We start from the raw sequence: 13,960 nt of genomic DNA, 5'->3' as shown, positions 1-13,960 counted from the left end.
AACTTTTACCATGAATACAGTTTAAAAGCTAACAGACCCTAAAGCCACCTAAGGATTTTGCCCAAAGGGTAACCAGCGTGACAATCAGACTGTAAGGATTCCTAAAGTTCAAAAGCGTTTCAATCAGAAATTGTTTATAAGCAGACAATTAATATCGAGAAAAACGACTTCTACTTACATTCAAAAATAATTACCCTTTGTAATGGAGCTGCGAAAAATTCTCGTGATGAGAAGAATAGACTTTGCCTGTCATTGCGAGCCGGAATCTCCGGCGAAGCAATCTCCTTAACTCAGATAATTTGCATTCAAGGAGATTGCTTCGCCCAATATTTGGGCTCGCAATAATAGGACTGTCGGGCCTGTATTTTTTAGCTGCCTATCTATACGACCTCTTGACGAATGGGCGGATTAGAGATGAATATGACTTCTCACTTTTCCATTTCTTCTTCCTTGTTCTTAATTTACTCCCCTACCAATGCTGCTCATGGACAAAATCAGTGTTTCTCAAAGCCTCAGTCAGGAGGAGTTTGTTCGTTTCTCATTTCTGAGGTACTTCCGCAGACCTGTCATCCTGATCATCTATTCCCTATTTATTCTTTTCGCTGCTTTTATGGCTTATGTCGAATTGCAGGGCAATGATCCGGACCTATCCTTTATTTACCCTTTTCTGGGAATTCTGATCTTTTTGCCCTTGGTAGTCTTCTTTTCTGCCAGATCAGTATTCAAAAGTAGTCATGCGATTCGTGAGCCGGTAACTTATGAGTTTTCGGATGAATGGGTTTCTGCTAAAGCGGATAAATACGACTTCCGTCAGTCCTGGGACTTGATTTATAAGGTGGAGGAAACGAAAAACTGGTTTCTGATATTCACCAACCGTATCAATGCCATTTACCTGAAAAAGGAGAGTTTTGAAGATGAAGCGGATATGGAAGTTCTCAAAAGCCTAATCCGTGGTAAATCCCATATTTTGCAGAAGCTCAAGAAATAAAACATCGGGTATTCTTTCCCATTTTTATCATGTATTTTTGCCCAAATTAATTGATAGATGAAATACAGCGGTAACCTTTCCAAAATGCGGGTGAAACTCGATTCGCCGGTAAGTTATGAACTCCATTTGGGAGAAGAGGCAGTTCCCATGAATGAACTGATTGGCAAAGAACTCAAGTTTTCTTACGAAGGCCGGATCAATTGCATCATTTGTGGAGATAAAACCAAAAAGTCTTTTGCTCAGGGATTTTGTTACCGCCACTTCATGAATGCACCCGAAGCTTCTCCCTGCATCATTCGTCCGGAAGTATGCGAAGGACATTTGGGCAAAGGTCGGGATGTCGAATGGGAACAAGCGCATCATGTGCAGCCGCATATCGTCTACCTCGCCCTGACAAATGGGATGAAAGTGGGCGTAACCCGCGAGCAGCAAGTTCCTACGCGTTGGATTGATCAGGGAGCCTGGAAAGCCGTTAAGTTCGCCGAAACCCCCAATCGCTATTTGGCCGGTGTGATAGAGGTTGCTATGAAGGATCACCTCTCTGATAAAACCAATTGGCAACGCATGCTCAAGAATCAGATGAATATGGACCTGGATATTCTGGAAGAAAAAACGCGTTTGCTGGACTTGCTCCCAGCTGAGTATGCCGAGTACCAGAGTTCCAATGATGAGGTAACAGAAATTCACTATCCCGTGGAAGCTTATCCAGAGAAAGTGAAAAGCCTTTCCTTCGAAAAAATGCCTGAAATCGAAGGCACCCTGCTTGGAATCCGGGGACAATACCTGATTTTTGATGCGGGCCGCGTACTCAATGTCCGCAAACATACCGGTTACTGGATAGATCTGGAGGTCTAAATGCTACGCATCTTTCATTCCGATCGCTTTGTGCCGACTTTGCCGGAAGGGCATCGCTTTCCTATAGATAAATATCGGCTCATCCGCGAACAGCTACTCTATGAAGGAAGTATAGAGGAAGATGTCCTGGAAGAAAGTGAACCCATCGCTGAAGCGCATATTCGCAATCTGCATACAGCCGAATATTGGGACTCCATACGCGAACTCAAAGTCCAGCCCCGTGCCATGCGAAAAATTGGCTTTCCTCAATCGGCTACTTTGGTGGATCGTTCAAGGCGAAGTGTAAATGGAACTTTCGAAGCTGCAAAATGGGCCCTGAAACACGGAATCGGAATGAACATCGCCGGAGGAACCCATCACGCCTATCGAGATCGGGGAGAAGGCTTTTGCCTGCTCAATGATATTGCCATCAGTGCCACCTATCTCCTGGAGCAGCAATTGGTCGGGCAGATCCTCATCATTGATCTGGATGTACATCAGGGAAATGGCAATGCAGATATATTTCAGAAGGAGGATCGTGTATTTACCTTTAGTATGCATGGAAAAGACAATTATCCTCTGCATAAAGAAGCATCAAATCTCGATCTCCCTATGCAAACGGGGAGTGGAGATAGAGAGTACCATGAGAAACTGGATAAAAGCCTGGAGCGCCTGATTTCGGAGGTAAAACCTGACTTTATTTATTTTCAAGCAGGGGTAGATGTATTGGAAAGTGATCGTTTGGGGAAACTCTCCTTGAGTAGAGCTGGTGTAAAGGAAAGAGATCGCAAAGTCCTTGAGCTTTGCAAAACAAAAAATATCCCCCTCGCAGTTTGTATGGGAGGAGGATATTCTCTCAGAGTGGCTGACACGGTAGAAGCGCACTGCAATACCTTTCGGCAGGCAATCGAACTCTACAGCTAGGCCTCATTGGGGCAACTGCCCACAAAAGTCGATTCTATATTTTTAGAACTCTTGATAAACTTATAAAAGTTCTTATAGGCTTTCAGGATTTCTTTTATACTGGTTTTATCCAGATAGGGAGAATTTTTATACATCTCAAATATGGCCGGCTGCAATTCCTGAAATTTGGCAATTACAGCTTTATATTCTTCTGCACTCCTGCATATCTTATTGGGATTGAAAACTTCTCTCTGTTTTAAGTAATAAGCCATGGGGGAAAGGGCTTTACTAAATTTACTTTCCCGGTTCAGGTAAGAGGCATTTACGATTCCAGACCAATCATAATCATAGGGGATTGGTATAGGTTTTCCTCCAAGCTCCTTATTCGTGATTATTTTCAGGTTTTTACGAGTAGATTTATTTACCCGGAAATCTTTATTAGCCACCATATAATTGAATACTGTGGTAAGGGTCATTTGCTCGCGCTCTACATCTTCTGGAAGGAGAGGAATCATTTCGTTAAGTTCTTTTCCTCCGTTGCGCTCAGCCATATGCTTGGTGGACTCGATGAAAAAAGCATATTTCGTTTCATCCGGACGTGTTCCTTTGCTGTCAATATAGGTGATTTTCAGGAGACGGACATTGAAACTGAGTTCCGTAAACATATTGTACATCTTGTACACATAGTATTCCTTGAGAATCTCTTTTTCCAATCGGCAGTGCGTAACGATTTTCATTTTTTTCTGCCCTTTAAAAATACTCCCCTTGGGAATCTCATCCTTGTCAAACTTCATATGAATAGGAGGGAAATTACAAGTTTCGGGATCTCTTCGATAAGCTCCACGTACCCGAATGCGCACAGGCATCTCTTCCGCATCTCCATCGTTTATATAAGAAAGGCTTGCATCGTGGTAAGAGGGCTTATATCCACGATCTTTTTGAAGAGCGTCATAGTCAAAACTCAATTTTACTTCCAGGAGCTCGTCAGATCTGAATAATTTCTTTTGGGCGAAAAGCTGAGTACAGAGTAAAAGCGCTAAAATACAGCTAAAAAAATGACGTATCATAGGGATCAGATTGTGAGTGTCTCTTGCTTAAAAAGCAACCTTTCTATTGAAAATAAAAATGGAAAGGCGTATATTTTGATAAATGCATTCAAATTTAAGGATTCCCAGCTATTACTACTATCCGAACTAAAACCTAGTTTTATGATAACCCGGATATACGTGCTAATATTATTATTCCTGGGGCTTTTTTTACAAAATACAGCCTTTTCCAAGGTTAACGGATTTGTCTTGCCAAAAGGAGTCCGTTCGGTAAAAATTCCTGTGGAAATTCAGCATAATGTCGTCTTGCTTCCCATAAGGATCAACGGATCATTCGAAATGAATTTCATTTTGGACACAGGTGCCAAACGCACCATTCTTACCGAACCTTTTTTGCAAGAGTTTTTATCCCTGGATTCTTTGCGAAATATCAAAGTAAGAGGATTAGGAGGTGGTGAAGAAATAGATGCCAAAGTCGCCCCGAATGTTCAGATCGCCTTGCCCAATGGAATTAAAGGGGTAGGACTGCAAATGCTCATTCTCCCTAAAGGTTTGATCTCTTATTCCGGTATGTTTGGCAAACCCGTTTATGGAATTCTGGGCTACCAGATCTTTGGGCAATTTGCTGTTGAAATCAACTATAAGGAAAAATACATCAGACTCTATGATCCCTTCAAGTTCAAGCCCAGAAAAAAATTCACTGAAATTCCGATAGAGATCATCCGAAGTAAACCTTATGTACGGGCAACATTGACGGATTATCGCGGCCAGAAATTTGAAAGACGCTGGCTGCTGGATACAGGAGCCAGCAATGCGATTACCCTCTTCAATGGTGAATTGCCGGTTCCTTCTTCTTCTATAGATGCTTTTTTGGGCAGAGGGTTAAATGGTGATGTATATGGGAAATTGGCAAGAGCCAATGGTCTGCAATTAGGCGAATTTGAGTTTTCATCGGTCATTACGGGCTATCCCGACTCAGCCTCTTTGATTATGCTCCCGGAAAACATCCCCTGGTATGGCAATTTAGGTTCGGAGATCCTTTCCCGATTCACAGTGATCTTTAATTATAAAGACAGAAAACTTTATTTGAAGAAAAATAAGGATTATAAAGCTCCCTTTGATTACAATGTATCAGGGCTGGAGATTATCAGTCATGGCGACAATTTTGACAACTTTATCATCAATTACGTTCGCCCCAATTCCCCCGCTGCTAAAGCAGGCCTAAAGATCAATGATAAATTGATTGCCATGAATGGCTTTCCTCTGATCAAGTATGACATCAATTCTGTTTATGCCACGCTGACCCGCAGAGCAGGTCGATATATTCACCTCAAAATCAAGCGTGGGGATAAAACCATGAAGATTCGCTTCAAGCTTAAAAAAGAGATATAGACAAAATTTTCCTCTTCCCTTGTCTTTTTCCCACAGCTGCCTAATTTTGAGCTCAATCAAAATTTTGGCTATGAAATCAGTTTGTGTCTTTTGCGGTTCCAATGTAGGATCCGAACCTGTTTTTATTACTGCTGCTCAGGAACTAGGAAAGATCCTAGCAGAAAAAGAGATCAGCCTCGTTTATGGTGCGGGCAATGTAGGCCTGATGGGAGTAATTGCAGATGCCTGTCTGGAGAAAAACGGACATGTCATAGGAGTGATCCCTCATTTTCTGATGGCGAAAGAAGTCGGACATACAGGTGTCAGCGAATTGATCAAAACGGATACTATGCACGAACGCAAGCAGATCATGGCGGATCGTTCAGATGGCTTTATTTCTATGCCCGGAGGAATGGGAACCATGGATGAGATGTGCGAAATCCTGACCTGGGCTCAATTAGGTTTGCATAACTGTCCGGTTGGTGTACTAAATGTAAACGGATATTTTGATTCCCTCCTGAATTTCTTTGACGAAATGGTAGAGAAACGCTTTCTCCATCAGAAAAACCGCGACATGATCATCAGCCACGAAAATCCCATTGAATTGCTTCGGCTGATGGATGCTTACCAGCCTCCGGATGTAGAGAAATGGATCGACCGGGCGCAGGTTTAGGAACCCGCCTGGGCCATTATTCTGTATAAAGCAACGCTAACGGGTATCGAAACAGCCGCCAGAATTATCCCTGCGTCTGCATAATGGCGAGCAGCATAAGCTGATACTGCCATGTAAATCCCTAGAATTGGAATAATAAGGGCAATTATGATGAAGAGATTTCTTACGAGGTATTTGCTATTACTATTGTTCATAATTTTTCTGTGTTTTTGATTAAAATGCATAGCCTAATGCACCCCCTATTCCTGTGATGCCGGCTTTTATTTTAAAGAGGAAGCCTCCTCCGGGTTTTTGAAAACGATACCCTATCTCTCCTATTGCCTGGGCAAAAACATCATTGCCGCCTGATCCATCATTTTTCCCTACAATGACTCCCAGATCAGCTTCAAAATGATGATTGCCACTTCCGGTTAGCAAACTTCCTCCAAGCAGACCTCCAAAACCGCCAGAACCAAAGAGTACTCCGGATGCCGCAACTCCTCCTCGACCATAGATATGGAGATTGTTGTCTGTGTTTGAATATAGTCTATGCTCATAACTGAGGTTCAATCCTGCGAGGAAACCAAACAAGCCAACGACTCCTACTTCAGCATAAGCGACAGAATTTGAAAATTCCTCATTCTGGGCATGAAGCTTAGAGAAATTACTACATAATAACAGGCAAGTAAAAATGAATGCAAGTAGTTTATTCATGCTATTATATTTCTTCTTTGTTTTCGACGGTCTTATTCTCTGCCTTCCCAAAGGACTTCTCCTACCGGACGATTTTCTGCGCCTTCTCGCTCTGTCAGTTTATCCCCTAAAGCTGCACGCGTTCGTTCCGCAAAATCCATCAAATCCGCAACAATATCCGGATGCTGATCAATGACATTTTCTGTTTCACTGATGTCGGTAGCGACATTGTATAATTCGGGAGCTTCAACTTTGTTTTGATCGTATTGAATCGGCAAACCATCATTGGTACCCACTCTTCCATTGAGGGAACGATAGGTATGGGGAAAATAAAGCTTCCAATCGCCTTTCATGACAGCATGCAGTTCATTTTGCTTATAGTAAAAAGCATATCCTTCCTGGGGACTTTTTGCACCCTCTTCCTGAAATAAAATCGGACGGATGTCCTTTCCATCAATTTTGGCTTTGGGAGGCTCTGCTCCTGCAAGGGCAGCAATCGTAGGAAGTATATCTATGGTCATAGCTGGAATATCCGTCACTTTACCTGCTGGGATTTTTCCCGGCCATCTCACAATCCCAGGCACTCTCACACCTCCTTCCCAGGCAGTTCCTTTGCCTTCTCTCAATGGCAGGGCCGAACCCGAATGACCTCCATAATTTAACCAGGGGCCATTATCAGAAGCAAAGAGGACCATAGTATGCTCATCAATCCCCTGTTCCTTGAGGGTTTTCAGGATGGCTCCTACACCTGCATCTATCTCAGAAATCACATCTCCATATAGTCCCCGGGCTGTTTTACCCGAGAAGTCCGGAGATGCTGCTAAAGGTGCATGAGGCATAGGATGTGGAAGGTAGAGCAAAAAGGGATTGTCTTTATTTTTTCGGATGAAATCAACAGCTCGATTGCTGTATTTTCCCGTCATCAGGGATTGATCCGTGATTTCATGGATTTTTTCATTGCCTTCGATTAGGGGAAGGGGCTCAAATTTGAAATGCTCATTGGCTGGATGTTGGGGCCACATATCATTGGAAAAAGGAATCCCATAATATTCGTCAAAGCCATGATTGGTGGGCAATTGATCCGGATGATCTCCCAAATGCCATTTCCCAAAGATAGCCGTTTTATATCCCAGAGGTTTGAGAATCTCGGCAATGGTCTCTTCTTCGAGATTCAGGCCTTTTTTAGAATATGGGAAATAGGCACCATGGATACCCAAACGATTGGAGTAAGAACCCGTCATAAGGGAAGCCCTACTTGCTGAGCAAACCGGTTGAGAAACATAAAATCTATTGAACTTCAGGCCTTCGCTGGCCATTTTGTCCAGATGAGGAGTATCAAAATCTTTGGCACCATACACCCCCAGGTCAGCATAGCCCTGGTCATCGGTGAAAATGATAATGAAATTTGGCTTACGAGGAGCTTCCTTTTTCTCTTCTGTTTGATTACAGCTTAAAAAGGAAAAACATAAACATAATATTATGCTGAATAGTAGGGAGTAGTTCCGCATCATAATGGTTTTTAGAAAAGCCAATATGGGAATTTTTTTTCAGATGCCTAAGGGTACTATCTTTAGCTTATCAAAAACTTCCTTATGGACCTTGGAAATCTCTGGCCGGATATAGATCAACTCCTTATGGACGTCGCTCAGGAGCTACAGAAATTGATCCTGAGTCAATCTGATCAAATTGTGGAAGATGTCGGAGGAGGGGCCAAAGTAAAGATGACCTTATATAGCATTGGGAGGAAGGATAATGTGCTGGCGGTTATTGGTATGGGGAAAGATCATTGCAAATTATACCTGCATCATACGGATAAGATAGATACGAGGGAATTGGTCTTACAGGGAAAAGGCAAACATGCCAAAACCCTTTGGATCAGAAATCTTCATGAGATGGATCGGGAAAGCATAAACTTCGCCCTCGAACAGATCACCCAAATTGCCCTCGAAAAAGCATAAGAATTTATATTAAATGAGCCACTTTTTTGCCTACCTCTCTCGCATGCGTCTTATACAGCGTTGGAGTTTGATGTACAATGTGCACGAAGAAAATATACAGGAACATAGCCTTCAGGTAAGTATGATTGCCCATATTCTGGCAGTTGTTAGAAATGAGATTTATGGAGGAAAGGTAAATCCTGATCGGGTTGCTGTTCTGGCTATGTATCATGACGCAAGCGAAGTGATTACAGGGGATCTGCCGACGCCTATCAAATATTTTAGCCCAGAAATCAAAAAAGCCTATCATGAGATCGAGGAAATCGCAAATGAAAGGCTGTTTTCTATGCTTCCAGAGGCCATTCGCAAACACTATAAAAATATCCTCTTTACTGAGGAGGAAGAAAAAGAACATTGGGTCCTGGTAAAAGCGGCAGACAAGATTTCTGCTTATCTGAAATGCCTGGAAGAATTGAAGCAGGGTAATCAGGAATTTTCCCAGGCCAAGAGCGTGATTAAAAGAAGCATTGAAGAAATGGACCTGCCGGAAGTAAAGTATTTCATGCAGACCTTTACGCCGAGTATGCGCTTGACGCTGGATGAGTTGGATTGAAAAGAATTTAGCTTTCTGTCAGGATTTTATGAGTAGAAGAAACCAGTCAGCTCAGATTCTGTATTCAATAGATGAATGGAGTTCTTTTATTCAGCAAGATAGCCGTTCACAAAAGTTTATCGTACAAGCTTAGCGATCATTGCGTATAGACCAATTCTCCGGCCACATAAGTACTGCGAATGTCCATTTCATGATCGCGCATTTGAAACAGGATAAGATCAGCGCGTTTACCGACTTGTATTTCTCCCCTATCATGCAAGGACAGCATGCGTGCAGGATTTGTACTTGCCATTTGTATGGCTTCCCCCAGACTGCATTGGGTAAATCTGATCATATTCCCTACACACTTACTTATGGGAGATGCAGCTCCGGCGAGAACATCCTGTTCGGGCAGTTTGACTACATGAGGAGTAAGCAGCAGTTTTCTTTCTCCGCGAATGTATTCACCCTCCTCAAGGCCTGCCAAATCCAGGGCATCAGAAACGAGTATCGTCTTTTCTACTCCCTTTACTTTAAAAAAAGTTCTTAGCTCTTCCTTTGTCAGGTGATACCCATCCGCAATGATCGTCGGACTGAGTAAATCCTGAGAAAGCTGGGGCCAGAGAGGATTGTTGTGGCGATGAATTTCATTTGCACAGCCATTGCCTAAATGGGTAGACATTCTCACGCCGGCATCTACCGCAGCTTGTATTTCCGATGGATTCGCATTGTGATGTCCGATTGAAACAAGTACGCCACTTAGCACACAGTTTTTGATAAAGGGAATGGCTCCTTTTCGTTCCGGAGCGAGGGTAAGAATCTTTATATGATGATTGGCAGATTGCTGGATTTGCTCAAATTCTTCCCAATCAGGGGCTCTGATATATTTTTCCAAATGTGCTCCCCGAAAGCCCGGAAGGGGAGAAATGTAGGGACCTTCCAGATGAAAGCCCGGAATCGATGAGCGTATTTCAGGCGCTTCTATTGCCCGAGCCATTATAGCGAAGTTGTCATGTAGCCGCTGGAGTTCACTTGTGATCAGGGTAGGATAGTAAGTGGTTACGCCGACTTCCCATAAAGCCTGAGTTGCTTTGATTAAATCCTTTTCATTCAAATCAGGTCCTGAGAAATCAATCCCGACATAGCCATTGATTTGCAGGTCAATTAAACCCGGAGCGATATATAGATTCGGGATTTCATGCTCATTGCCTAAGTCGCTTATCCTTGAGATGATTCCTCCGCGGATTTCAATTTCTACAGCTCTTTCATCGCTGTATAATAATCCCCTTACAACAGTTACTTCCTGTGCATATATATCGCTCATGTGCAAATTCAAAAGGATGAGGAATAGAGATAGAATTTTCAACATATGCCCAGGAAGACTTAATGGTAGTAGAAAGAATAGAACAATTCTATTCATTATACTAAAAAAGCTCCTAAAGAGTGTATCTATGGGCTATATTCCTCAATTCAAGCTCCGACTGCCTTATATCTTTCCCGCAGATGTAATAGCATATCTTTCACCATGCTTTCCAAATCATAGGCAGCTTCCCAATTCCAATCTTTCTGAGCCGCGGAGTCATCTACACTTTGTGGCCAGGAATCGGCAATGGCCTGGCGATAATCCGGGCCGTAAGCCATTTTAAACTCAGGAATATGCCTTTGTATGGCCGCTGCTATCTCATCAGGACTAAAGCTGATGCCCGCAAGATTATAGGATGTCCTGACCTTTAAGGTTTCCCTGGGAGCCTCCATGAGCCTCAGAGTGGCATTGATGGCATCTGGCATATACATCATGGGCAGATATGTGCCTTTGTCGAGGAAGGAAGTGAAATTTCCACTTTTCAGGGCTTCATGAAAAATATCTACGGCATAATCAGTCGTTCCCCCTCCGGCAGCTCCTTTGTAGCCAATCAGGCCTGGATACCGAAGGCTGCGAATGTCGAGTCCGTATTTCTCCGTGTAATAAGCACACCATCTTTCCCCAGCCAGCTTACTAATCCCATAAACTGTATTGGGGTCCATGATACAATCCTGTGGCGTGTTTTGACGAGGAGAGCCAGGACCAAAGACCGCAATCGAACTCGGCCAGAAAATCCTGCTAATATCGGTTTCTCTTGCAGCTTCGAGGCTATTGAGTAAGCCATCCATATTGATCTGCCAGGCCATCTGTGGATTTTCCTCTCCTTTGGCGGAAAGGATAGCCGCCAGATTGAAGATTACCTTGATCTCATGTTCTCGGATGCAGCTGATTAAAGCCTCTTTATCCAAAACATTTAGGGTAATGTGAGGAGCATTATCAAAATCGGGTTCACGGATGTCGGATGCGATTACGCGTTCTTTCCCGTACTTATTTCTCAGCGCTTCGGTAAGTTCTTTTCCGATCTGCCCTAAGGCGCCTATGACAAGGATCTTTTCAGTGGAGGTCTCTGATATCATGTTCTATTCAGATAAAAATGCCGGTTAAGAGGGTCGGTTTTTTTTGTGTCTGAAATGGGATGCAAAGCCCAAGCTTAAGAAAAAAATATAGCATTTTATAACCCTTGCTCGAATGATAAATTCGTATAGGATTCCTTAAAAATTGTACAAGAAAAATGATCTTTGCTTAGCAAAAATGTAATCTATTTTTCCTATAAATCCTGTCAGGGCCTACTAGCTATTCTCCGAGGAAAATTACGCTTGAAGCTAAAGAATTGCTAACTTCATATTTTTACTTTCACAAACCCATTCGATAATATTTTATGTTGACTATGCTACGGACTGCTTGTCTATTCGTTCTGTTGATCTCTCTTTCTTTTGCACCGGCGAAAGAAGGTATGTGGATACCCACTCTGTTGAAAGCTCTTGAAGGAGATATGCAGGCCATGGGATTGAAGCTGAGTGCAGAGGATATATACAGTGTAAACAAATCCAGCCTGAAGGATGCCATTGTGAAATTTGGCGGAGGTTGTACGGGAGAAATCATTTCCCGAAATGGCCTTTTACTTACCAATCACCACTGTGGATATGGAAGTATCCAGAAGCTGAGTTCTCTGGAAAATGACTACCTCAAGGATGGTTTCTGGGCCATGAGTGGGTCGCAGGAACTGGTAAATCCCGGATTGACAGTAACTTTTATTGTTCGGATAGAGGATATGACGGAGAAAGTACTGGGAGGATTGGACGAAAGCATGAGTGAATCAGATAGAAATGCCGAAATCGAATCTCGAATAGCCAGCTTGAATGCAGAGGCGGTAGAAGGAACACATTATGAGGCGGAAATAAAGCCTTTCTTCTATGGCAATGAATACTACATGATCGTTACAGAGAAATACCTGGACGTTCGTCTGGTAGGAGCCCCTCCTTCTTCCATTGGGAAATATGGAGGCGATACAGATAACTGGGTATGGCCCAGACATACCGGGGACTTTTCCATGTGGAGGGTATACACCGGACCCGATGGAAAGCCCGCTGAATATTCGGAGAATAATATTCCCCTGAAACCCAAGCATTTTTTTCCGATTTCCTTGAAAGGAGCAGAAAAGGATGACTTCACTATGGTATTTGGCTTTCCTGCCAGAACCCAGGAGTACCTGACTTCTTATGCGGTAGACAACATCATGAATATCCAGGATCCGATTCGGATCAAATTGCGAACTCAACGTCTGGAAACCATAGATAGAGAAATGCTGAAAAGCGATAAAGTCCGCATTCAATATGCCTCCAAGCAGTCTGGAATTAGCAATGGATGGAAAAAATGGAAAGGGGAAATCAGGGGTTTAAAACGGGATGCGGCTATAGCCAAAAAGCAAGCCTATGAAGCTGAGTTTCAGAAGCGGGTAAATGAAAACCCGGAGTGGAAGGAAAAATATGGAAACCTTTTGGCCCAGTTTGGAGAACTGTATGAAAAACAAGCTCCCTTACTGACTGGAGTGGAGTATTTCAGTGAAGCAGGTTATTCGATTGAATTGGTTCGGTTTGCCAATCAGGTAGGAGGAGCTGTTTCCCGCATAGATGAATCCATGAGTGAGCAGGCCAAAAGTGCCGAACTTGACAAATTGAGAAGACAGGGAGCCTCTTTCTTTAAAGATTTTTATCCGCCTATCGATCAGGAAATCATGGGCAAATTGCTAAAATCCTATTATACGGATATAAAACCCAATCAGAGACCTCAAAGCTTACAAACGATACATGACAAGTATCAGGGGGATTTTGATGCCTATGCTGCCTATGTGTTTGAAAATTCGAAGATATCGACGGAGGCTAAATTTGAGGCCTTACTCAATAATTTGGATGTTGGCGAAGTGCTGCGTGATCCAGCTTATGTCTTGATGAGTGATATCATCAATTCCTATATCATCATGCGTCCCCGCTACCAGGCCGTCAATGACCAGATCAATGCTTTGAATCGAACCTATATGCAGGCGCAGCGGGAGGTGTTTAAGGATAAAAATTTCTATCCGGATGCAAACTTTACCCTCAGGCTGACTTATGGAAAGGCAGAGGGAATGGCTCCCAGTGATGGAATACAGTACAAGCATTATACGACTTTGGATGGAGTCATGGCGAAGTACGTTCCCGGAGATAGCGAATTTGACCTTCCGGAGAAATTGATTGAGTTGTATGAAAAGAAAGACTATGGTCAGTATGCCCACAAAGATGGAAGTATGCGGGTCTGTTTCATCGCATCTAATCATACTTCCGGGGGAAATAGTGGAAGTCCCCTTTTGGATGCAAATGGACATCTTTTAGGGCTAAATTTCGACCGAAACTGGGAAGGAACCATGAGCGATATCAATTATGATATCAATCAATGTAGAAATATCAGTGTGGATGTCCGCTATGTACTTTTCATCATGGATAAGATGGCAGGTGCAGGATATCTATTGGATGAAATGGAACTGGTGAAATAAAAAATATAGGGACAGATAAACATCTGTCCCTATTCAAAAATATATTTTATCT

General features: G+C 42.9%; 14 protein-coding genes. 8 read left to right on the top strand and 6 right to left on the bottom strand.

Translation table 11 applies throughout. From position 1 onward, the window contains the following. The first annotated feature begins 484 nt into the window (after positions 1-484). Genes R8P61_24645 through R8P61_24635 form a run of 3 tightly spaced genes read left to right on the top strand, consistent with a single transcriptional unit; the run spans position 485 to position 2,746 of the window. Complete coding sequence (locus tag R8P61_24645; protein MDW3650286.1) at positions 485-988, top strand: YcxB family protein; 504 nt, start codon at positions 485-487, stop codon at positions 986-988. Between the two features lie 57 nt (positions 989-1,045). Further along, positions 1,046-1,843 carry a DUF2797 domain-containing protein gene (locus R8P61_24640; protein MDW3650285.1) on the top strand — a complete coding sequence of 266 codons (798 nt, stop codon included), beginning with the start codon at positions 1,046-1,048 and terminating at the stop codon, positions 1,841-1,843. Continuing rightward, the gene (locus R8P61_24635) at positions 1,844-2,746 is read left to right on the top strand and encodes a histone deacetylase (GenBank protein ID MDW3650284.1); all 903 of its coding nucleotides are present in this window, start codon (positions 1,844-1,846) and stop codon (positions 2,744-2,746) included. Here R8P61_24635 and R8P61_24630 read toward each other — a convergent pair. After that, positions 2,743-3,792, bottom strand: a complete 1,050-nt coding sequence (locus R8P61_24630; GenBank protein ID MDW3650283.1) for a hypothetical protein — start codon at positions 3,790-3,792, stop codon at positions 2,743-2,745. The two genes, R8P61_24635 and R8P61_24630, sit on opposite strands and share 4 nt — an antisense overlap. Positions 3,793-3,933: 141 nt before the next feature. Between R8P61_24630 and R8P61_24625 the strand changes: the two genes are divergently transcribed. Then, complete coding sequence (locus R8P61_24625) at positions 3,934-5,163, top strand: aspartyl protease family protein (GenBank protein ID MDW3650282.1); 1,230 nt, start codon at positions 3,934-3,936, stop codon at positions 5,161-5,163. A 70-nt stretch (positions 5,164-5,233) separates the two neighbouring features. Next, positions 5,234-5,815 (top strand): TIGR00730 family Rossman fold protein, encoded by a 582-nt coding sequence (locus R8P61_24620; GenBank protein MDW3650281.1) that lies wholly within the window; start codon positions 5,234-5,236, stop codon positions 5,813-5,815. On the opposite strand, the gene R8P61_24615 is transcribed toward R8P61_24620, so the two are convergent. From R8P61_24615 to R8P61_24605, 3 genes are read right to left on the bottom strand one after another with little or no spacing between them, the layout of a single operon-like run. Further along, positions 5,812-6,009: a hypothetical protein gene (locus R8P61_24615; GenBank protein ID MDW3650280.1), complete on the bottom strand. Its 198-nt coding sequence runs from the start codon at positions 6,007-6,009 to the stop codon at positions 5,812-5,814. The genes R8P61_24620 and R8P61_24615 overlap by 4 nt on opposite strands. Positions 6,010-6,028: 19 nt before the next feature. After that, complete coding sequence (locus tag R8P61_24610) at positions 6,029-6,508, bottom strand: hypothetical protein (protein MDW3650279.1); 480 nt, start codon at positions 6,506-6,508, stop codon at positions 6,029-6,031. 32 nt (positions 6,509-6,540) lie between these two features. Beyond that, a complete protein-coding gene (locus tag R8P61_24605; GenBank protein ID MDW3650278.1) occupies positions 6,541-7,998 on the bottom strand; it encodes a sulfatase in 1,458 nt (485 codons plus the stop codon). An 81-nt stretch (positions 7,999-8,079) separates the two neighbouring features. Between R8P61_24605 and R8P61_24600 the strand changes: the two genes are divergently transcribed. Both R8P61_24600 and yfbR read left to right on the top strand, forming a co-directional pair. Next, positions 8,080-8,445, top strand: coding sequence for a hypothetical protein (locus R8P61_24600; GenBank protein MDW3650277.1), 366 nt, complete (start codon positions 8,080-8,082; stop codon positions 8,443-8,445). 13 nt (positions 8,446-8,458) lie between these two features. After that, positions 8,459-9,037 (top strand): 5'-deoxynucleotidase, encoded by a 579-nt coding sequence (gene yfbR, locus R8P61_24595; protein ID MDW3650276.1) that lies wholly within the window; start codon positions 8,459-8,461, stop codon positions 9,035-9,037. Positions 9,038-9,173: 136 nt separating this feature from the next. Here yfbR and nagA read toward each other — a convergent pair whose 3' ends face one another. Beyond that, positions 9,174-10,385, bottom strand: coding sequence for an N-acetylglucosamine-6-phosphate deacetylase (nagA, locus tag R8P61_24590; GenBank protein ID MDW3650275.1), 1,212 nt, complete (start codon positions 10,383-10,385; stop codon positions 9,174-9,176). Between the two features lie 101 nt (positions 10,386-10,486). Further along, positions 10,487-11,455, bottom strand: a complete 969-nt coding sequence (locus R8P61_24585) for an NAD-dependent epimerase/dehydratase family protein (GenBank protein ID MDW3650274.1) — start codon at positions 11,453-11,455, stop codon at positions 10,487-10,489. Between the two features lie 311 nt (positions 11,456-11,766). Between R8P61_24585 and R8P61_24580 the strand changes: the two genes are divergently transcribed. After that, on the top strand, positions 11,767-13,908 hold the full coding sequence (locus R8P61_24580; GenBank protein ID MDW3650273.1) for a S46 family peptidase: 2,142 nt from the start codon (positions 11,767-11,769) through the stop codon (positions 13,906-13,908). The last annotated feature ends 52 nt before the right edge of the window (positions 13,909-13,960 follow it).

The organism is Bacteroidia bacterium (assembly GCA_033391075.1).
Classification (GTDB): Bacteria; Bacteroidota; Bacteroidia; order J057; family J057; genus JAWPMV01.
This window is presented reverse-complemented; position numbering and strand designations above follow the sequence as displayed.